The 18,958-nt window shown below is 69.4% G+C and carries 18 protein-coding genes; 13 read left to right on the top strand and 5 right to left on the bottom strand.

Annotated elements, in window-relative coordinates:
* Positions 1 to 43: 43 nt before the first annotated feature.
* On the bottom strand, positions 44 to 430 hold the full coding sequence (trxA, locus tag ABZT04_RS36785) for a thioredoxin (protein ID WP_355924694.1): 387 nt from the start codon (positions 428 to 430) through the stop codon (positions 44 to 46).
* Positions 431 to 552: 122 nt separating this feature from the next.
* On the opposite strand from trxA, the gene ABZT04_RS36780 reads away from it, so the two are divergent.
* A complete protein-coding gene (locus ABZT04_RS36780; protein WP_356062402.1) occupies positions 553 to 1,983 on the top strand; it encodes an NAD(P)/FAD-dependent oxidoreductase in 1,431 nt (476 codons plus the stop codon).
* Between the two features lie 22 nt (positions 1,984 to 2,005).
* On the opposite strand, the gene ABZT04_RS36775 is transcribed toward ABZT04_RS36780, so the two are convergent.
* Complete coding sequence (locus tag ABZT04_RS36775; RefSeq protein ID WP_356062399.1) at positions 2,006 to 2,650, bottom strand: peptide deformylase; 645 nt, start codon at positions 2,648 to 2,650, stop codon at positions 2,006 to 2,008.
* Positions 2,651 to 3,479: 829 nt separating this feature from the next.
* Here ABZT04_RS36775 and ABZT04_RS36770 point away from each other — a divergent pair.
* The gene (locus tag ABZT04_RS36770; protein WP_356062396.1) at positions 3,480 to 4,871 is read left to right on the top strand and encodes a PepSY domain-containing protein; all 1,392 of its coding nucleotides are present in this window, start codon (positions 3,480 to 3,482) and stop codon (positions 4,869 to 4,871) included.
* A 55-nt stretch (positions 4,872 to 4,926) separates the two neighbouring features.
* On the opposite strand, the gene ABZT04_RS36765 is transcribed toward ABZT04_RS36770, so the two are convergent.
* Genes ABZT04_RS36765 through ABZT04_RS36755 form a run of 3 tightly spaced genes read right to left on the bottom strand, consistent with a single transcriptional unit; the run spans position 4,927 to position 6,263 of the window.
* The gene (locus tag ABZT04_RS36765; protein ID WP_356062393.1) at positions 4,927 to 5,274 is read right to left on the bottom strand and encodes a tetratricopeptide repeat protein; all 348 of its coding nucleotides are present in this window, start codon (positions 5,272 to 5,274) and stop codon (positions 4,927 to 4,929) included.
* 48 nt (positions 5,275 to 5,322) lie between these two features.
* Positions 5,323 to 5,766, bottom strand: coding sequence for a MarR family transcriptional regulator (locus ABZT04_RS36760; RefSeq protein ID WP_356062390.1), 444 nt, complete (start codon positions 5,764 to 5,766; stop codon positions 5,323 to 5,325).
* Positions 5,763 to 6,263 carry a MarR family transcriptional regulator gene (locus ABZT04_RS36755; RefSeq protein WP_356062387.1) on the bottom strand — a complete coding sequence of 167 codons (501 nt, stop codon included), beginning with the start codon at positions 6,261 to 6,263 and terminating at the stop codon, positions 5,763 to 5,765. The genes ABZT04_RS36760 and ABZT04_RS36755 overlap by 4 nt, the downstream gene beginning before the upstream one ends.
* Positions 6,264 to 6,381: 118 nt before the next feature.
* Between ABZT04_RS36755 and ABZT04_RS36750 the strand changes: the two genes are divergently transcribed.
* The 11 genes from ABZT04_RS36750 to ABZT04_RS36700 all read left to right on the top strand — a co-directional run bounded on the left by ABZT04_RS36750 (position 6,382) and on the right by ABZT04_RS36700 (position 18,862).
* Positions 6,382 to 7,347, top strand: coding sequence for a pirin family protein (locus tag ABZT04_RS36750; protein WP_356062385.1), 966 nt, complete (start codon positions 6,382 to 6,384; stop codon positions 7,345 to 7,347).
* Positions 7,348 to 8,424: 1,077 nt separating this feature from the next.
* On the top strand, positions 8,425 to 10,170 hold the full coding sequence (locus ABZT04_RS36745) for a phage tail sheath C-terminal domain-containing protein (protein WP_356062382.1): 1,746 nt from the start codon (positions 8,425 to 8,427) through the stop codon (positions 10,168 to 10,170).
* 11 nt (positions 10,171 to 10,181) lie between these two features.
* Complete coding sequence (locus ABZT04_RS36740) at positions 10,182 to 10,706, top strand: phage tail protein (protein WP_356062379.1); 525 nt, start codon at positions 10,182 to 10,184, stop codon at positions 10,704 to 10,706.
* Between the two features lie 5 nt (positions 10,707 to 10,711).
* The gene (locus tag ABZT04_RS36735; protein WP_356062376.1) at positions 10,712 to 11,434 is read left to right on the top strand and encodes a hypothetical protein; all 723 of its coding nucleotides are present in this window, start codon (positions 10,712 to 10,714) and stop codon (positions 11,432 to 11,434) included.
* A gap of 1,192 nt (positions 11,435 to 12,626) precedes the next feature.
* Positions 12,627 to 13,820 carry a DUF4255 domain-containing protein gene (locus ABZT04_RS36730; protein WP_356062374.1) on the top strand — a complete coding sequence of 398 codons (1,194 nt, stop codon included), beginning with the start codon at positions 12,627 to 12,629 and terminating at the stop codon, positions 13,818 to 13,820.
* The gene (locus ABZT04_RS36725) at positions 13,817 to 15,883 is read left to right on the top strand and encodes an ATP-binding protein (RefSeq protein ID WP_356062371.1); all 2,067 of its coding nucleotides are present in this window, start codon (positions 13,817 to 13,819) and stop codon (positions 15,881 to 15,883) included. The genes ABZT04_RS36730 and ABZT04_RS36725 overlap by 4 nt, the downstream gene beginning before the upstream one ends.
* Positions 15,880 to 16,137 carry a hypothetical protein gene (locus tag ABZT04_RS36720; RefSeq protein ID WP_356062368.1) on the top strand — a complete coding sequence of 86 codons (258 nt, stop codon included), beginning with the start codon at positions 15,880 to 15,882 and terminating at the stop codon, positions 16,135 to 16,137. Before ABZT04_RS36725 ends, ABZT04_RS36720 begins: the two co-directional genes overlap by 4 nt.
* Positions 16,138 to 16,198: 61 nt before the next feature.
* Entirely contained in the window at positions 16,199 to 16,840 is a 642-nt protein-coding gene (locus tag ABZT04_RS36715) for a hypothetical protein (protein WP_356062365.1), read from the top strand.
* 29 nt (positions 16,841 to 16,869) lie between these two features.
* Positions 16,870 to 17,202: a LysM domain-containing protein gene (locus tag ABZT04_RS36710; RefSeq protein ID WP_356062362.1), complete on the top strand. Its 333-nt coding sequence runs from the start codon at positions 16,870 to 16,872 to the stop codon at positions 17,200 to 17,202.
* Positions 17,199 to 18,320 carry a hypothetical protein gene (locus tag ABZT04_RS36705; protein WP_356062360.1) on the top strand — a complete coding sequence of 374 codons (1,122 nt, stop codon included), beginning with the start codon at positions 17,199 to 17,201 and terminating at the stop codon, positions 18,318 to 18,320. Before ABZT04_RS36710 ends, ABZT04_RS36705 begins: the two co-directional genes overlap by 4 nt.
* Positions 18,317 to 18,862 carry a phage baseplate assembly protein V gene (locus ABZT04_RS36700; RefSeq protein WP_356062357.1) on the top strand — a complete coding sequence of 182 codons (546 nt, stop codon included), beginning with the start codon at positions 18,317 to 18,319 and terminating at the stop codon, positions 18,860 to 18,862. Before ABZT04_RS36705 ends, ABZT04_RS36700 begins: the two co-directional genes overlap by 4 nt.
* Positions 18,863 to 18,958 lie beyond the last annotated feature (96 nt).

The raw sequence follows: 18,958 nt of genomic DNA, 5'->3' as shown, positions 1-18,958 counted from the left end.
GAAAACCCCGAGGTCACCGACCTCGGGGTTACCGACCCGGGGGTTACTGACCGTTCTGCTCGGCCTGCGCCTGCTGCTCCTCGACCGACTTGCGGACCTCGTCCATGTCCAGCTTGCGGGCCTGCCCGATGACGTCCGTCAGGGCGGCCTCCGGCAGGGCGCCGGGCTGCGCGAACACGGCGACACGGTCGCGGACGATCATCAGCGTCGGGATCGACTGGATACCGAAGGCCTGCGCCAGCTCCGGCTGGGCCTCCGTGTCGATCTTGCCGAAGACGAGATCCGGGTTCTCCTCGGCCGCCTTCTCGTAGACCGGGGCGAACTGACGGCACGGCCCGCACCAGGACGCCCAGAAATCGAGCAGGACGAAATCGTTGTCCGTGACCGTCTGGTCGAAGTTCTCCTTGGTCAGCTCCACGGTGCTGCTCATGGCGTAAATCCCTCTTCCTCGATGTGGGGGCGAAGCCGTCCCGGACAACACGGTCGTCCGGTCCCGTATTCCGCGCCCCTACCCGTGTGGCCTCGGCGCACACCACCCAGCAGACTGACCCCATGACGGAAACGGAATCCATCGCGTACGACGTCGTGGTGCTCGGGGCCGGGCCCGTGGGGGAGAACCTTGCCGACCGCACCCGTGCGGCCGGTCTCTCCACCGCGGTCGTGGAGAGCGAACTGGTCGGCGGCGAGTGCTCGTACTGGGCGTGCATGCCCAGCAAGGCCCTGCTGCGCCCGGTCATCGCCCGCGCCGACGCCCGCCGCGTGCCCGGCCTCGGCCACCTCGTCCAGGGCCCCCTCGACACCCCCGCGGTGCTCGCCCACCGCGACTACGAGACCTCGGGCTGGAAGGACGACGGCCAGGTCCGCTGGCTCGACGGCATCGGCGCCGACCTCTACCGCGGCGAGGGCCGCCTCGACGGTCCCCGCACGGTGACGGTCACCGGACCCGACGGCGTACGGCACGTCCTCACGGCCCGGCACGCCGTCGCCGTGTGCACCGGCACCCGCGCCCTGCTCCCCGACCTGCCCGGTCTCGACGAGGTCAAGCCGTGGACCAGCCGCGAGGCCACCAGCGCCAAGGCCGCGCCCGGCCGGCTGATCGTGGTCGGCGGCGGGGTCGTCGCCGTCGAGATGGCCACCGCCTGGCAGGCCCTCGGCTCCCGGGTCACCCTCCTCGTCCGCGGCAAGGGCCTGCTGCCCCGCATGGAGCCCTTCGCCGGTGAACTGGTCGCCGACGCGCTCGCCGAGGCCGGCGTCGACCTGCGCACGGGTACGTCCGTGACGTCGGTGACCCGCGAGAACGGCACCGTCGTGGCCCTCACCGACAGCGGCGACCGCATCGAGGCCGACGAGATCCTCTTCGCCACCGGACGCGCCCCGCGGACCGACGACATCGGCCTCGACACGATCGGCCTGGAACCGGGCTCCTGGCTCACGGTGGACGACACCCTGCGCGCGCCGGGCAGCGACTGGCTGTACGCGGTCGGCGACGTCAACCACCGCGCTCTCCTCACCCACCAGGGCAAGTACCAGGCCCGTATCGCGGGCGCCGCGATCGCCGCCCGCGCCTCCGGCGTCCCGCTGCTGGAGACCGACCCGTGGGGCGCCCATGTGGCCACCGCCGACCACGACGCCGTACCTCAGGTCGTCTTCACCGACCCGGAGGCGGCGGCCGTCGGCCTCTCCCTGGCCGAGGCGGAACAGGCCGGCCACCGCGTCCGAGCCGTCGACGTCGAGTTCTCGTCGGTCGCCGGCGCCGGCCTCTACGCCGACGGTTACCGGGGCCGCGCCCGCATGATCGTCGACCTCGACGAGGAGATCCTGCGCGGTGTCACCTTCGTCGGCCCCGGCGTCGGCGAACTGATCCACTCCGCGACGATCGCGGTCGCCGGCCAGGTCCCGATCAGCCGCCTCTGGCACGCGGTCCCGTCCTACCCGACGATCAGCGAGGTCTGGCTGCGCCTGCTGGAGACCTACCGGGGCTGAACACCTCCATACCCCTGACTTCCTACGGCAGTTGGAACCCGAGCGCAGCCGACGCCTCCTCCGGCGTCGGCTGCGCCCAGCGCTCCGCCATCGCCTCGTTCGAGGACAGTGAGCGCAGTTCGGCGCGGTCGAGATACAGCAGGCCGTCGAGATGGTCCGTCTCGTGCTGCACGATCCGCGCGGGCCACCCGCTGAACACCTCGTCCACCGCCCGCCCGCGCTCGTCCTGCCCGGTCAGTCGCACCTGAGCGTGCCGCGCCACGACCGCCTGCCAGCCCGGCACACTCAGACACCCCTCGAAGAAGGCGGCCCTGTAGTCCCCGACCGGCTCGTACGCCGGATTGACCAACACCCGGAACGGCTGCGGCACCCGCCCGCGCACCACCCGCACCTCCTCCGGCACCGGTGCCGGATCCTCGATCACCGCGATCCGCAGCCCCACCCCGACCTGCGGCGCCGCGACCCCCACGCCGGGCGCCGCGTGCATGGTGAGGCGCAGCGCCTCGATGAACCGCGCGAGCAGCGCCGGCTCCAACTGACCGTCGAACGGCTCGGTACGGCGCCGCAGCACCGGATCACCGGCCGAGACGATGGGCAAGGGGCCGCCGTCGGCGAGGAGTTCCTCGACCCGCTCGGCCAGGGGCACACGATCACTGGGAAGAGCCATCGCGCCAGGATGCCATGGCCTTCGGCGTGTTCAGGGGTGAGCTCGTCAGGGGGTTGTGGGCCTCGGCGTGTTCAGGGGTGAGCTCGCGAGGGGGTTGTGGGCTTCGGCCTGTCCAGGGGTGAGCTCGCCAGGGGGGCGTGTTCTCCAACTCGTCCAGGAGCGAGTACGCCAGGACGCGACGGCCTCCGGTCAGGCCGGGAGTGACGCACGCCACTCGAACCCACGGGAACTCGGCGGCTTCACGCTCCGACTACTGGATCACTACGGCTTCGGCACGTGCTGTGCGTCCGAGGCCGGCCCGTCCTTGACCCCGCCCCCTGCCCCAACCGACCCGCCTCGTCGTCACCTGCTTCATTGCCATCCGCCCGCCCGCCCGCATTGGCCGAGCCGCTCCGGTCTCCGCGCCCAGGTCCAACTGCCCCGCCTCAACTGCTCTGTTCCATCTGCCGCGTCCCATCCGCCCTGCTCTATCCGCCCGCCCGTCTTGGTTGATCCGCGCCCGTCTGCGTGCCCAGGCCCAACCCCCCCGCCCCATCCGCCGCCGCCAGGCCAACTGCCCCTGCTCCACCCGCCCTTCTGCCCACCAGCCCCGTGCCCCAAGGCACGGCCTGCCCTTCGCCCGTCCTCTGCTCCTTGGCCTCGTCGTCACTCGCCTCCTGCCATCCGCCCGCCCGCCTGGCCGATCCGCTCCCGTCTCCGTGCCCAGGTCCAACCGCCTCGCCGCCAGGCCAACTGCCCCTGCTCCACCCGCCCTTCTGCCCACCAGCCCCAGCCCACCGCCACCCCCGTCCTCAATCCGCCCACCCCCTGCCCCCGGAGAAGCCCGCCCATGTCCACCGCTCCCTCGACCGCCACGGCCGAGGCCCCGCAAGAGCCGGTCCCGGCGCCGTCCCCCAGCCGCTGGGCCCCGCTGCGCCCCCTGATCCTCCGCCTGCACTTCTACGCCGGCGTGCTCGTCGCCCCGTTCCTGCTCGTCGCCGCCGCCACCGGCTTCCTGTACGCCGGTGCCTTCCAGGCCGAACGGATCGTGTACGCCCATGAGTTGACCGTCCCCGTCGGCGACCGTGAGCTGCCCATCTCGCAGCAGGTCGCCGCCGCCCGCAAGGCGCACCCCGAGGGCACGGTCTCGGCGGTCCGGCCCTCCCCGGAGGCGGGCGCCACCACCCGGGTCATGCTCTCCGGCGTCAAGGGGGTCGGCGCCACCCACACCCTCTCCGTGTTCGTCGACCCGTACACCGGCAAGGTCCGCGGCGCGCTCGAACAGTACGGCTCGACCGGTGCCCTCCCGCTGCGCACCTGGATCGACGAATTCCACCGCGATCTGCACCTGGGCGAAACCGGCCGCCTCTACAGCGAGTTCGCCGCGAGCTGGCTGTGGGTCATCGCGGGCGGCGGCCTGGTGCTGTGGTTCTCCCGCCGTCGTGCCCTGCGCAAGCTGCGCGGCACCAGCGGCCGGCGCCGCACCCTCGGCCTGCACGGCACAGTGGGTCTCTGGGCCGCCGCCGGGTTCATCTTCCTCTCGGCGACCGGACTGACCTGGTCGACGTACGCCGGCGCCAACATCGACGAACTTCGCACCTCCCTCGGCCAGGCCACCCCGACGGTGTCCGCCGCGGCGAGCGGCGAGCACGCGGGCCACGGCGGCTCCACCGCGACCGGCGACGCCGAACACGGGGTGGGTCTGGACACGATCCTCGCCGCCGCCCGGGCCAAAGGTCTTGGCAACCCCGTCGAGATCGTCCCGCCCGCCGACGCCGAGTCGACGTACGTCGTGCGGCAGATCCAGCGCAGTTGGCCCGAGAAACAGGACGCGGTCGCCGTCGACCCCGCCACCGGCAAGGTGACCGACGAACTCCGCTTCGCCGACTACCCGTTGCTCGCCAAACTGACCCGCTGGGGCATCGACCTGCACACCGGCATCCTCTTCGGCCTCGTCAGCCAGATCGCCCTGATGCTGCTCGCCCTCTCCCTGATCCTGCTGATCGTGTGGGGCTACCGCATGTGGTGGCAGCGCGGCCGGGGTTCCTCCTTCGGCCGCCCGATCCCGCGCGGCGCCTGGGCCCAGATGTCGCCGCTGCTCCTCGTCCCCTGCCTGGCGGTGATCGCCGTGGTCGGCTACTTCGTCCCGCTGCTGGGCATCCCGCTGGCCGCGTTCATCGCCGTGGACGTGGTGCTGGGCGAGATCGCGCACCGCCGCGGGCAGCGGACGTACGCGAGATAGCGCCCCACGCAAAGGGGCCCGGTCCCTTCACGGGACCGGGCCCCTGCGCCGCGTCTCAGACCTGCTCGAAGTCACCCGCGAGCGCCGAGGCGATCCGCAGATGCGAACCCGCCTCCTCGTGCCGCCCCTGCCGCTCCAGCGTGCGGCCCAGCATCAGGCGCGCGTAGTGCTCCACCGGGTCCCGCTCCACGAGCACCCGCAACTCGGTCTCGGCGCGCCGCAGTTGGGCCGAGTGGTAGTAGGCGCGCGCCAGCAGCAGGCGCGGTCCGGTCTGCTCGGGGACCTCCTCGACCAGCCCGCCCAACACCCGCGCGGCGGCGGCGTAGTCCTTGGCGTCGAAGAACATCCGCGCGCGCTCCCAGCGCTCCGCCGGTGTCCCGTGGTCGTAGTACGTCATGTCCACCTGACCTCCTTCGACCCGCACAACGGACCCTGTTGGTTGAATATTCCACTACTCCGTTACGGCGGCCAGCTCGGCGTTGGCCCGCTCGGTGGCGAGAGTCAGTACTCGGCCGACGGTCACCAGGTCTTCCTCGGGGATGTCGCCCCAGATCCGGGCGCTGGCCGCGCTCGTCTCGCTCGTGACCCGCTCGTACAGCGCCCGCCCGGCGTCCGTGATCCGCACCTCGGAGGCGCCCGCGTTGAGCAGGCCGGCCGTGATCAGTTCGTCGATGGTGCCCTGCACGGACTCCTTGTCGGTCTTCAGTGCCGCGACGGTGTCCTCGGTGAGTCGCTCGCGGTCGACGGGTCCGTCGGCGAGGGCGACCGGCCGCAGGACGATCTGCTGCTGGAAGGCGAGACCGTGCCGGCTGAGGACACTCTCCAGGACGGCGCGGGCGGCGTAGTGGGCGAGGCCGAGGACGCGGGGGTCGAGGCGGGGTGCGGTGGTGGTCATGACTGCTCCTTCTCGTGCTCACTCGGATGGTCGTGCTCGCTGGGAAGGTCGAGAGGTGTGTCGAGCAGGGTCGCCAGGTCCCGGGAGAACTCCTTGGCCCGCGCGCTGTCGAGGCCGCCGAGCGGCGCCAGCAACTGCCGCAGGAGTCCGTGGACGACCTTGATCGCCCGCAGGGTGACCTCGCTGCCCTGGTCGGTGAGTGCCAGTTGGACCGCGCGCGGGTCGCGAGGGTCCCGGGTGCGCTCGACGAGTCCCGCGGTTTCCAGGGCGCGGGCCAGCTTCGAGACATAGAGGGCTTCGAGTCCAGTGTGGTCGGCGAGGTGCCGCTGACTCGGGCGCAGTCCGGAGCGCTGCATGCCGTACAGCGACGCCACCAGGGAGTACTGCGCATGCGTCAGCCCCAGGGGCGCCACCGCGCGGTCGACCGCCACGCGCCACTTCATCGACAGTCGCCAGACCAGGAAACCGGGCGTCGCGCCCTCGTGTGCCGTACTCATGACAGATACAGTACATGGCTATTATATCCATGGCTACTATTTTCTCGGAGAGGTCGGCCGACGGTCGGAGAGAACAGGCGGACTGACGGAACCGCCTCTCCGGGACTAGGTTGTCGCCATGAGCAATCTTGATCGCGAAGCGGTTCCGGCCCTGTGCGGCGGCCGTGGTTTCGTGGTGGCGGAGCCCGTCCGTGAACTCCTCAGCCCGCGCCGGGTCCAGCTCGGCGAGTCCACCGAAGTCCGCCGGCTGCTGCCCAACCTGGGTCGCCGTATGGTCGGCGCCTGGTGCTTCGTCGATCACTACGGCCCCGACGACATCGCCGACGAGCCCGGCATGCAGGTGCCCCCGCACCCGCACATGGGCCTGCAGACGGTGAGTTGGCTGCACGAGGGCGAGGTGCTGCACCGCGACTCGACCGGCAGCGTCGCGACGATCCGCCCGCGTGAACTGGGCCTCATGACCTCCGGCCGCGCGATCAGCCACGCCGAACAGAGCCCCAAGTCGCATGCCCGCTTCCTGCACGGCGCGCAGCTCTGGGTCGCGCTCCCGGACAGCCACCGGCATGTCGACCCGCACTTCGAGCACCACCCCGAGCTGCCGGTCGTCACAGCGCCCGGCCTGCGCGCCACGATCGTCCTCGGCGACGTCGACGGCGCGACCTCACCCGGCACGACGTACACCCCGATCGTCGGCGCCGACCTGGCCCTCGCCGCCGGAGCGGACGTACGCCTCCCGCTGGAACCGGACTTCGAGTATGCCGTCCTGGCCATGTCCGGCGAGGCCCACGTCGACGGTGTCCCGGTCCTCCCCGGCTCGATGCTCTACCTCGGCTGCGGCCGCACCGAACTCCCGTTGCGCGCCGCCTCGGACGCGGGCCTGATGCTGCTGGGGGGCGAGCCGTTCGACGAGGAGTTGATCATGTTCTGGAACTGGATCGGCCGCACCCAGGGAGAGATCGTGCGGGCTCGTGAGGACTGGATGACAGGAACGCGTTTCGGCGAGGTGAAGGGCTACGACGGGGACCCGCTGCCGGCCCCCGAGCTTCCGCCGGTGGCTTTGAAGTCGCGGGGCCGGGTGCGCTGACCCGCTGAGATGCGTCAGTGAGCCCGTCTGAGTAGAAGTGGGCAATCCGATTGCTGACGTTCCTGATGGTGTGTCAGTCGTTGAATGCGGTTTGTCGGCGGACTTCGATGGAGCCCTGTCCCGTGAGCCGCCATCTCGGTGCCCTGTGCGTCGAGGGCCTCTTCGGGGTGCTGCTGGTGGTCCGATCGGGAATGGTGCCTGTCTGGCTCGCGATTGGCGGGTACTGACAAGATGCGAGAGCAGTGATGCCTTGGCTTGGTAGTCATTGGGGCCCGCTTCAGGTTTTGTGTACGAGCAGGTTCTTGGTCTGCTGCTGGTACAGGCATCGCAGTGAGCTGACGTGCAAAGAGGGTGTTTCGGGGCTTGGTGGTGGTGTGTTGGTCCGGAACTGGTCCGGATCTTGGCCTGGACGGACGGGACCCGCCAGCTCCCGTCGCCCCCGTCGCCCCGTCCGGGCCCGGCCCCCAGCCGTAACTCTCCCTTCTCGGCCGGAGACCGCCCCATGACCCGTTCCGTCGGCCCTCCTGCGGGGCGGGATCGTATTCCTTGACTACGGGAAGGGGCCGCCGGAGGAGACGTTCAAGTTCCACCTGGAGTGGACGCGGCCGACTGTCCGGTCCAGTGCGCAGCTGGTCATGGAAGAGAGCCTCGCTCGAGGCCGGGGTGACGAGACGACCCCTGTGGAGGCACCGCTGACGGTCCTGGAGAGCGGCATCCCGCGGGCTCCCAGTGCACATCGTCGACTTCACGATCCACCGAAGAGGAGCCTCCCTGCCAGCCCCGATCAATCACCCGCGGTCCGCTGACGCGGTGCGCCGATCCTGCGGTCATACCGTGTAGTGGCCAAGGCGGGCGCAGCATGTCGGCATGGCGACCGATCAGCCCAAGGACGTCACTCCTGAGGAGGAGAGACCTCTCCTCCGCGCCCCACCGCCGCATAGTCCACGTACGCTGAGTAAAGGATCTTCGAGCAGTGTCAACCACCGTTCGCACCTGCGCGGCCGCCTCGGCTTACCGGAACCCCGTCGGCAGATGGCTGGGGAAGCGGCGTATCCGGGCTGGAGAAAAGAGGCATCCATGCCTGTGAACACCACTTATCCCGGCGTCTATATCGAAGAGGTCAAGAGCGCGGTCCGGACCATCACCGGGGTTCCGACCGCTGTCGCCGCGTTCGTCGGATACGCGCCCAGAGGGCCGGTGGACCGGCCGGTGCACATCACCAGTTGGGCGGACTACGAGAGCACCTTCGGCGGCCTGCACCAGGAGAGCTCTTTGAGCTATGCCGTCTACCAGTTCTACATGAACGGCGGCAGTGAAGCCGAGATCGTCAGAGTGGTGGGTACATCCGTTCCCGTGAGCGTCCCCGTCGGTCGCTTTCCGCGGGCCGTCCCCGCCGCCCCTGCTCCCGAGCCCTCCCCCGAATCCTCTGCCAAGCCAGGAGACGCGGCTCCTCAGAGGCCATCGGCCACACGCTCCCGCAAGAGGCCCGGACTCCTGGCCGCCAGCCCTGGTTCCTGGGCACTGAAACTGCGCACGCGGGTCGACTACGACACCAGCGAAGGCGCGAAAGGGCCCGTCCACGAACGCAAGCTGTACAACCTGACCATCCTCGACACCGGCACAGGCGTCGAGGAGAAATATCTCAACGTCAGCATCGACGACGACAGCCCGCACAGTCTCAGCAACTTGCTGGCTACGTCGCGGCTGGTCAAGGTGGATCCGGACAATCCCGTCGTTGAGCTGCCCCAAAAGAACGACGATCCGGAAAGTCCCGGCCGCAACCCGTTGGCCGACCCCGAAAGCAAGGACGAGGGCAAGGGGCTTGAATGCTTCACCGTCCCATCCCAGGACGGCCCCCCAGCCGATGCGCTGCCCACGCTGGAAAGCTATACGTCGGCGGAGTCAGTGCAGAACAAGACAGGCATCCACCACCTGCTCAAGACAGACATCTTCAATCTGCTCTGTCTGCCTGACTGCCACGACCATCTCGACACCCCGGGCGAGGTGAGAGCGCTCCAGGACGCGGCTCTCGAGCTCTGCGTCAGCCGGCGCGCGATCCTCCTGGTGGATCCCCCCTCGGAATGGATCCCCACCGCCGGGGGCTCAGCCTTCTCCCTCGGCGCGGTCGCGCAGGACACCACCACCGTACCGAGCCTCCCCTCCGGCGATTCCACGAAGAACGCCGCAGTCTACTTTCCGAGGATCATCGCTCCGGATCCGTTGCGCCAGGGCGCAACGAGGCCGTTCCCGCCCTGCGGGGTCATGGCTGGCGTTCTCGCGCGGACCGACGTGCAACGCGGTGTGTGGAAGGCCGCCGCGGGCACGGACGCCTCGCTCAACGGCGTCAGCGAGCTGGAAGTGCCGCTCACCGACCTGGAGAACGGCCGGCTCAACCCTCTGGGCATCAACTGCCTGCGACGGCTGCCGGCCGTGGGGCCGGTGGCCTGGGGGGCCCGCACCATGCGGGGAGCGGACCGGCTCGCCAACGAATGGAAATACTTGCCGGTGCGTCGATTGGCCCTGTTCGTCGAGGAAAGTCTCTTCCGCGGGACCCAGTGGGTGGTGTTCGAGCCCAACGATGAGCCGATGTGGGCGTCGGTCCGGCTGAACGTCGGAGCGTTCATGAACTCCCTGTTCCGTGCGGGAGCTTTCCAGGGACGAACACCCCAGGAGGCGTACCTGGTCAAGTGCGATCGCGAGAACAACCCGCAGAACGACATCGACCGCGGAATCGTCAATGTCCAGGTCGGCTTCGCCCCGCTGAGACCGGCCGAGTTTGTGATCGTCCACATTCAACAGCTCGCCGGGCAGATCCAGGTCTAGGAGGACGACCGATGCCGGAAATCACGCGCCGGGACCCTTTCAAAAACTTCCGATTCCGGGTGAAGTTCAGCGGATCCACCGAGTACATCGCGGGAATTAGCAAGGTCAGCGGGCTGAAGCGGACGACCGAGGTCATCAAACACCGTGACGGCGGCGACCCGGGGAGCAGCCACAAACTCCCCGGCCGGACCGAATACGAGGCCATCACTCTGGAGCGGGGCTGCACCATCGACACGGCGTTCGAGGAGTGGGCGAATCGAGTGTGGAGCCTGCGAAACTCGGCGGGAGGTCTGGAGACCTCCCTCAAGGACTTCCGCCGCGACCTGATCATCGACCTCTTCGACGAGGGAGGTCAGCAGGTGCTCTCCTACTCCGTCCACGAGTGCTGGGTCTCGGAGTACCAGGGTCTGCCGGATCTCGACGCCAACGCCAATGGGGTCGCGTTCGAGCACATCAAGCTGGAGCACCACGGCTGGGTAAGGGAGCGCACCAACCCGCCGCAGCAGCCGCAGTTCAGTGACACGGCGTCAGGATGACCCCGATGGGGCCGGAGCTGACAGAGACACAGTTGCTCGGCATGTGGGAGAGCGGGGACGAGCAGACCCCGCCTGCCCGCACTCTCCTGCTCGCTGCGGCAACAGCGTTGCCCGGCGAAGCAGTCGCCGATCTCACCCTGGCCGACCTGAACGCGCGGCTGCTCGACCTGCGCGAACGATCCTTCGGCGCGGCCCTGCCCTGCGCGGCCGACTGCCCGAACTGCGACGAGTCTCTTGAGGTCTCGGTCACCACGGACGAACTGCGGGCGCCGGGGCGGCGGAGCGTGCCAGGCCCGAGCTCCGATCCGGCCACGTTGCTGGCCGACGGGTACGAGGTGACGTACCGCGCCCTCACCGGACGAGATCTGCTGGGCGTCGACCCGGCTTCCCCAGAAGCCCGCCGCGCCCTGGTGAGCTGCTGCCTGCTCGGAACGGAGCCTGCAGCGGACGTCCTGCCGGACGGGGTCATCGAAAAGGTGGCGGAGCGCCTCGCCGACCTGGATCCGGGCGCCGACACAGCCCTGCCGCTCACTTGTCCGTACTGCCGCCACACCTGGACGGCGGCGCTCGACCTCGCAGACCATCTGTGGGCGGAGGTCGAGAGCTATGCGCGTCGGCTCCTCCACGAAGTGCACACGCTCGCCCGCGTCTACGGATGGTCGGAGTCGGAGGTCCTGGCCGTGAGTCCGGCCCGGCGCCGGTTCTATCTGGAGGCGACGGCCGGATGAGCGACTTCGTCGGCCGGCTGCTGCGGGAGCCGGGACCAAGGCTGCGGCCGCTACTGCCGAACGTCTTCGACGTGGCGGCCCCACGTCTGCAGACGGGCAGTGATCCCATCTCTCCTGCATTCGTGGAAGAGCGGCTCCCGCCGCTTGGCGCCGCACAGGTGCCTCATGCTTCTAGGTCCTCAGCACCGGGACCAAGGCCCCGTCACCGCCACGAACGCGCGACGATGACGGAAGAGCAGGTGGGTCAGGAGCCCGGATCGATGACGGCTCCCGGACCAGTGGAGAGGCCGCAGGTGTCGGCGGCAGCCGGCGCGACCCCCAACCGGACGCTGCCACCGGCAGCGCCCGGGACAAAAGCTGTGACCGAGGGTCCCTCTGTCCTCGCCATGCGAACCGGCCTTCCTGAGGAAGGCTTCGCCCCACTGCGCGCACCGATGCCGCAGGCCGACGCCGGGCTGCCCCTGGACGACACACCCGGACTCGCAGGCCTGCCGCAGGGGCATTTCCCTCGCGCGCCAGCCACATACACCGAGCCGGGCTCGGATGGCCCAATCCGCCCGTCCAGCCCTTGCGCTTCGGGCATCCCCACTGGCACGACGATCCCGCTTGCGTCGGACACCCCTACGAGAGCGACCGCCACGCCAGGTGCCGTCGGCACCGGGGACCGCCAGGTCGTCGTGGAGCCAGAGGACCGATCGTCACCGAAGAACCGACCGAAGGCCCCCTCGCCACCGACGCCGAATGAGGGCCAGGTGGACGGCTCCCAGGGTGCGGTTCCCGCCCGGCTCGTCATGCGGTCAGAGGCACGGGGTGCTCGTACCCGAGCGGGCACGGCCTCCGCCCGGCGCGACCGGCCCTCGTCCGATGACGAGCGCGTTCCACCCGTTGTCAAAGGATCGGCCGCAGCGGACCCCCTACGCCGCGGTTGGCCCGTCTCTCCGGCAGTCCGACCTGGCGCACCGGGCGCCCTCGTCTGCACCTCCCACCCTGTACGGCCCGCGGTCGCTCCCCTCGGCGCCGCCGCGCCGCCCGGGGAAAGGCGGGCCCCCGGTGCAACGGAGGCCGCCGAACCCGTCGTACGGATCACCATCGACCGGCTTGAGATCCGTGCCGCCCCACCACCGGCGGCCGCACCGCGCTCGTCCCGCCGGCGTCCCCAGCTCAGCCTCGATGAATACCTCAGGGGGCGGACGTGAGCGACGCCTTCGCCGTGGCTGCCGTTACCCAGACTCTGAGAGCCATCCTTCAGGGCGCGGTGGGCCGCATGGTGCCCGGAGCGGTCGTGACCGCCCTTCCCCCTGACGAAGCGTTCGCGGAGAGCCCCTCCGCCGGCCTCAACATCTTTCTCTACCGCACTTCGATCGACGGCGGGTGGCTCAACGCCGACCCTGACGGCACGCACCCCGGTGAGACCCGCCGGCCCATGCTTCCCCTCGTCCTGCACTACCTGGTCACCCCGCACGCGAGCGGGGACGCGGGGGCTTCGGCAGCTGACCGCATCCTCGGCGTCGCGATGTCGGCCTTGCACGACCACCCCGAACTCAGTCCGGCCGATCTCAAGTCCGCCGCCCGCTTCAGCAACCTCCATCAGCAGAAAGAGCGGGTGCGGATCACGCACATTCCTCTCGGTGTGGAGGACAACTCCAAGCTGTGGACGGCGTTCCAGAGCCATTACCGCACCTCGGCCGCCTATGAGGCACGCGTCGTGCTCATCGAGAGCACCCTGTCCGGGCGGGCTCCTCTGCCGGTCGTACGCCGTGGCGAGGACGGACTGGGTCTCGCGGCCGCCGCCAGTTCCGCCAGCCGTTGGCCGACGCTGGAAGCGGTCGCCGTGCCGGTCACACTGCCCGGACAAGACCTGGTCCTCACGGGCAATCGGCTCGACTCCGGTGTCCCGTCTCTCCGGCTCACCCACCCGTTGCTCGGCAATCGCCTTGTCCCGGACGTCAGGAGTGTGAGCGCCACCGAGGTTCGTGCTTTCCTCCCCGAGGATCTCCCCGCCGGCACCTGGCAGGCGACACTGGTGCTGACGTCACACGATCACGGCGAACAGAACACCAGGGCCCTGCCTGTGAGTATCGCTCCAAGGATCACTAGCAGCCTCCCGCTGCCGGCCGAGCGCGATGCCAGAGGCACAGCGTCGCTGGAGGTGACGTGTGCGAATCCGGTGCACCCCGACCAGCGGGTCGAACTGCTCGTGGGAGAACTGCCGGTACCGGCAGAGCCGCTTGGCCAAGACACCCGCGCCCTCCGGTTCCGGATGGCCGATGCGCGGCCCGGTCGGTACGCGCTGCGCCTGCGGGTCGACGGTGTCGACAGTCCCCTGCTGGACACCGCCTCCACCGAGCCGCGCTTCGCGGCCGACACCGCGGTCGTGGTGACATGACGACCGCTTCCTCCTCCGGGCCCGAGAGCCCGGGCGGTCCTCTGACGGCACCTGACCCCGCATCAACGCAGGATCGAGAGGACACCTGGCAGGCCGACAACAGCCGGTATCTGTCAGCCGCGCTAGCGTGGCTCCGGCTGTCGCTCCGCGCGCACATCGAGACGCGATCCGGATCCGCCGCCACGATCGCCGCCGGAAAAGAGCTGGAGGCGGCCGAGAAAGACATGGAGCACGCGGCGGAGGTCCACCCTCCGCCCGCCCTGGTCAGTCTCGGTACGCTCCTTGAGCTCTCCCCCTTCGAACAGCACACGCTGCTTCTCTGTGTCGCCCAAGAGCTGGACCCCTCGATCGCGGATCTTTGCACCCGGGCACAGGACGGTTCCCCGGCGTCCGGCCCTACCTTCGCGCTAGCTCTTTCCCTCTTCCCGGACCCCGCCTGGGACGTCATGTCGCCGTACCGCGGACTGCGTTTCTGGCAGCTCGTGGAAATCGGCCGCACAGCCGAACAGCCCCTGGTGACCAGCCCGCTGCGGGCCGATGAGCGGATCGTGAACCACGTCAAGGGACTGGACTACCTCGACGACCGTCTCGAGCCCTACCTGACACCCGTCGAGGCGCACGCCACACCGGTCGGCCTCGCGCCTTCCCAACGCTCCGCCGAAGAGTCGATCACTGGGTGCTGGAGCAGAGCGACCGTCGGGACCTCCGTCCGGCTGCCTGTCATTCAGCTCCTCGGCAGCGACCGCGAGAGCAAACAGTCGGTCGCCGCGCATTCCGCCGCCGGCCTCGGTCTGCTGCTGTACCGGCTATCGGCCGGACTGCTGCCCGAACAGGCGGCTGATCTCGAGTACATCGCGAAGCTCTGGCAGCGGGAAGCCTTGTTGCTTCCCCTCGCCCTCTACCTGGACGCGGACGACATTGAGCTCGCCGACGCAGCGGACGGGCGCAGTGCCTGGCGGATCGGGCGCTTCCTGCAGCGGAGCGGAGGCCCATGCTTTGTCGCGACCCGGGAGTTGCGGCACGACATGCCGGCGCCGACCTACGGGCTGGACATCGCACCGCCTCCGGTCGCGGAACGCGCCGCCGCGTGGAGTGCGGTGTTCCCACCGATGGACGCGAACCGGCTGGCCGGACAGTTCGCGCTGAGCCTGCCCGTGATCCAGGAGATCGCGTCGGCGTCAGACGCCGACCCAGACGCCGCCTGGCGCACTTGTCTGGCCCGCACCCGGCCGCGCCTGGGCGCTCTGGCCCAGCGTCTGGAGCCGAAGGCGACCTGGGACGACATCGTGCTGCCCGCTCAGGAGACAGCCCTGCTGCGGCAGATCGGTGACCAGGTGACACACCGCTGCACGGTCTACCAGAACTGGGGTTTCGCGGAACAGCACAACCGGGGACTGGGCATCAGCGCCCTGTTCACCGGTCCGAGCGGTACCGGCAAGACCATGGCCGCCGAGGTCCTCGCGCGGCATCTGAACCTCGACCTGTACCGGGTGGATCTCTCGGCCACCGTCAGCAAGTACATCGGCGAGACGGAGAAGAACCTGAGTCGGCTGTTCGACGCCGCGGAGCCGGGCGGCGCCATCCTCTTCTTCGACGAGGCGGACGCGCTGTTCGGCAAGCGCAGCCAGGTCAAGGACTCCCACGACCGGTACGCCAACATCGAGGTCAGCTACCTGCTACAGCGCATGGAGGCCTACCAGGGGCTGGCGATCCTCGCCACGAATCTGCGCCGGTCCCTGGACACGGCTTTCCTGCGCCGGCTGCGATTCGTCGTCCCCTTTGCCTTCCCCGACGCGACGCAACGCCGGGAGATGTGGGCCCGGGTCTTCCCGCGCTCAGCCCCGGTCGACTCCCTCGACTTGGACCACCTCGCCGGGCTGCCGCTGAGCGGCGGAATGGTCCGCAACATCGCGCTCAATGCCGCCTTCGCCGTCGCCGCGGAGGGTACCTCGATCGGGATGGCGGCGCTCCTGACGGCCGCCCGGGCGGAACTGCGCAAGACCGAAATGCCGTTGCCCGATAGCGACTTCGTCTGGGACGGCTCCATGGAGGTCGCACCGTGAGAATCGAGCTGCACATCGGACGAGTGGTCTTCGACGGCATCACTCCGGGCGACACCGCAGCACTTCGCACCGCCCTCGAATCCGAGCTCGGCGACCTGCTGTCCGGAGACCCGGTCACCCCGCTCCGAGACCACCACCTGCACCGCGCCACCCCGCCGCCGATCTCCGCCGCAGCGGATTCCGCGGCCTTTGGACGCCGTATCGCCCGCGCGGTCCACGGCAGCCTGCGCCTGCCACGGGGAGGAGCGGAATGAAAGGACGCGCCCGAGCGTCTCGTTCGACGCCGGCACGACACCGGAGAGCAGGTCTTCCCTCTTGAGCACACCCGCCCCGCCCCGCGGAGGCTTTGTCTTTCTCGACCCCGAACAGGGGCGTGTCCTGCGCGTGGCGCCGTTCCAGTACAACCCCGACACGCTCACCCGCACGCTCCAGCCCCAGGGCATCGGGGATCAGGCGGGGGACCGTCTGGCGGCGTTGCGGCTGAAGGGACCCGCCCATGAGACATTCAAGATCGACGCGGAGTTCGATGCGGCGGACCAGCTGCAACTGGTGGCCGGCGCCGCGCCGACCGCCGGCACTGGGCTGTTCGGGGCATTGTCCGCGCTGGAAACGGCGGTCTGTCCGAGCAGCGCGCAGCTGGCGCGTGAGAATGACATGGCGTCCCAGGGAATGCTGCAGATCGCCCCGGTGGAAGCCCCGCTGACGGTGCTGGTGCTCGGTCGACGCCGAGTCCTGCCCGTGCGCATTACGGACTTCACCGTCACGGAGGAAGCCTACGACGGAGAGCTGAATCCCATCAGAGCCAAGGTCGGTCTGTCGATGCGTGTCCTCACCGTCGACGACGTCGGTTTCTCCCACAAGGCGGGCGCCCTCTACATCCGCTACCAGCAGAGTAAGGAGCGCTTCGCGGCACTGATCGGATACGGCCCGGGAGCGGTCGGCTACACCGGGATCTGAGTGCGACGGGATGACCTCGAGGGGCAGAATTGTTCGACTCCACCAGCCGGTATCACGGCATCGGCACGGCGAGCCTGACGACACCAGACGGGCGGACCGTCACGTACGTGCGGCGTCGCTTCCTGCCGCAGCCCGGGGATCTCATGTCCGTCGGCGTGCAGGTTGTCGCACCCGGCGACCGACTGGACCAGATCGCGGCCAGGCAGTACGGCGATCCGGAGCAGGCGTGGAGGATCGCCGATGCCAACGGGGCGATGAGGCCGGCCGATCTCACGGCGGTGCCCGGTCGTCGACTGCGGATCGCCCTTCCACCCGGTGTGCCGGGAGGCCTGTCCCTGGCGATGAACCCGGCCTCGTCATGACGCGCAGTCTCCAGCTCATGCTGCTCCTGGGCAAAGTGGTGCCGGTACCCGCTCCTCCCGTCCTCATTGACGCCCTGCAGTCCGTGCAGGTCACCTCGTCCAGCGGTTCGGCGAGCGGTTTCCAGCTGACCTTCGCTGTCAGCAAGCGGTCGCCCCTCATCGAGGTGATGCTGCCCACGGGACTGCTGGATCCCAAGACCCGGGTGGTCGTGGTGGCGGTGGTCGCTGGCGTGCCGCACGTCCTCATGGACGGGGTGATCACTCGTCAGGAGATGAACCCGGGGCAGGCTCCCGGTAGTTCAACCCTCACCTTGACCGGCGAGGATCTGTCGCTGCTCATGGACCTCCGGCACGTCGAACGCTGCTACCCGGGGCTGCCGCATCATCTGCGCGTGATGCTGGTGTGTGCCGAGTACGCGCAGTACGGAATGGTCCCGCTGGCCATCCCCCCGGTGATCAACAGCCTTCCGAACCCGGCCGTCGAGATCCCGGTCCAGTCCGCCACCGACCTGGCCTATCTCCGCGCGCTGGCCGACGAGGTCGGCTATGTGTTCTTCATCGAACCCGGCCCTGCTCCAGGAGTGAGCATCGCCTATTGGGGACCAGAGGTCCGCGCGGGTCTGCCGCAGCCGGCGCTCACGGTCGAATCCGGGACGGCGGACAACGTCGAATCGCTGAGCTTCAGCTTCGACGGACTCTCGCACACCCGGTACACGGCTCGGTTCATGGAGCCCGTTGCCAAGACCCAACAGACCGTTCCGGTACCCGACATCGGTCTGCTCCACCCGCCCCTCGCCCTGCGACCGGCCCCGGCCCTGCGTGAGGAACCACTGACCGGACAAACCGGCCGGCCGCTCGCGGAGACCTTGCTGTGGGGACTGAGCCGCAGCGCCCAGTCCGCAGACGCCGTCACCGGTCAGGGCAAGCTCGACGTCCTGCGCTACGGACACGTGCTGAGCGCCCGCAACCTGGTGGGGGTGCGCGGAGCGGGACTGACGTACGACGGCCTCTACTACGTGCGCAGTGTCACCCATGACATCGCCCGCGGTGCGTACAAACAGAGCTTCACCCTCATCCGAGACGCACTCGTCTCCAACATGCCGGTGGTGGTCCCATGACGGCGCAGTCCGTGAAGAAATGGCACGGTCTGTATCAGGGCGTGGTGGTGTCCAACGTGGACACGAGCGACATGGGGCGGCTGCTGGTTCGGGTAACGGAGGTCCTGGGGGACGACCACTGTATCTGGGCCTCACCACTGTCCCCGATGGCTGGGACGGCCAGCGGCATGTACGTGGTGCCGCTGCAGTACTCCGGGGTGTGGGTGCAGTTCCTCGACGGGGATCCCAACAGGGCGGTGTGGACCGGTTTCTGGCGGGGCGGCGCGGGCGATGTGCCGCCCGCGGCGAAGTCCACCCCGGCGGGGGTCCCTCAGATCGTGCTCGCCACCCCCTCACAGAACGCCCTGGTGATCAGTGATCAGAGCGGGGTGGCCGGCGGCAGTGCCATCACTTTGCAACTTCACGGAGTCGGCGGGCCGTTCATCAAGATCGATGAGATGTCCATCGAGATCTCCTGCGGTCCCGGGCGCGCCAGCATCATGCTCGACGGGACGGGAGTGCACATCAATGGTGACGCGCTGACGGTGCTGGGAGGCGGATGAGATGCCTGGCCTGATTCTCCACAGCGGTGCCACGGTGACATGCGCCCACCAGGGGGTCGCCAGCCCTCCGGCACCGGCTCAGCAGCGGGTCCTCGT

Source organism: Streptomyces sp. NPDC005492 (assembly GCF_040605995.1).
Lineage (GTDB): Bacteria > Actinomycetota > Actinomycetes > Streptomycetales > Streptomycetaceae > Streptomyces.
This window is presented reverse-complemented; position numbering and strand designations above follow the sequence as displayed.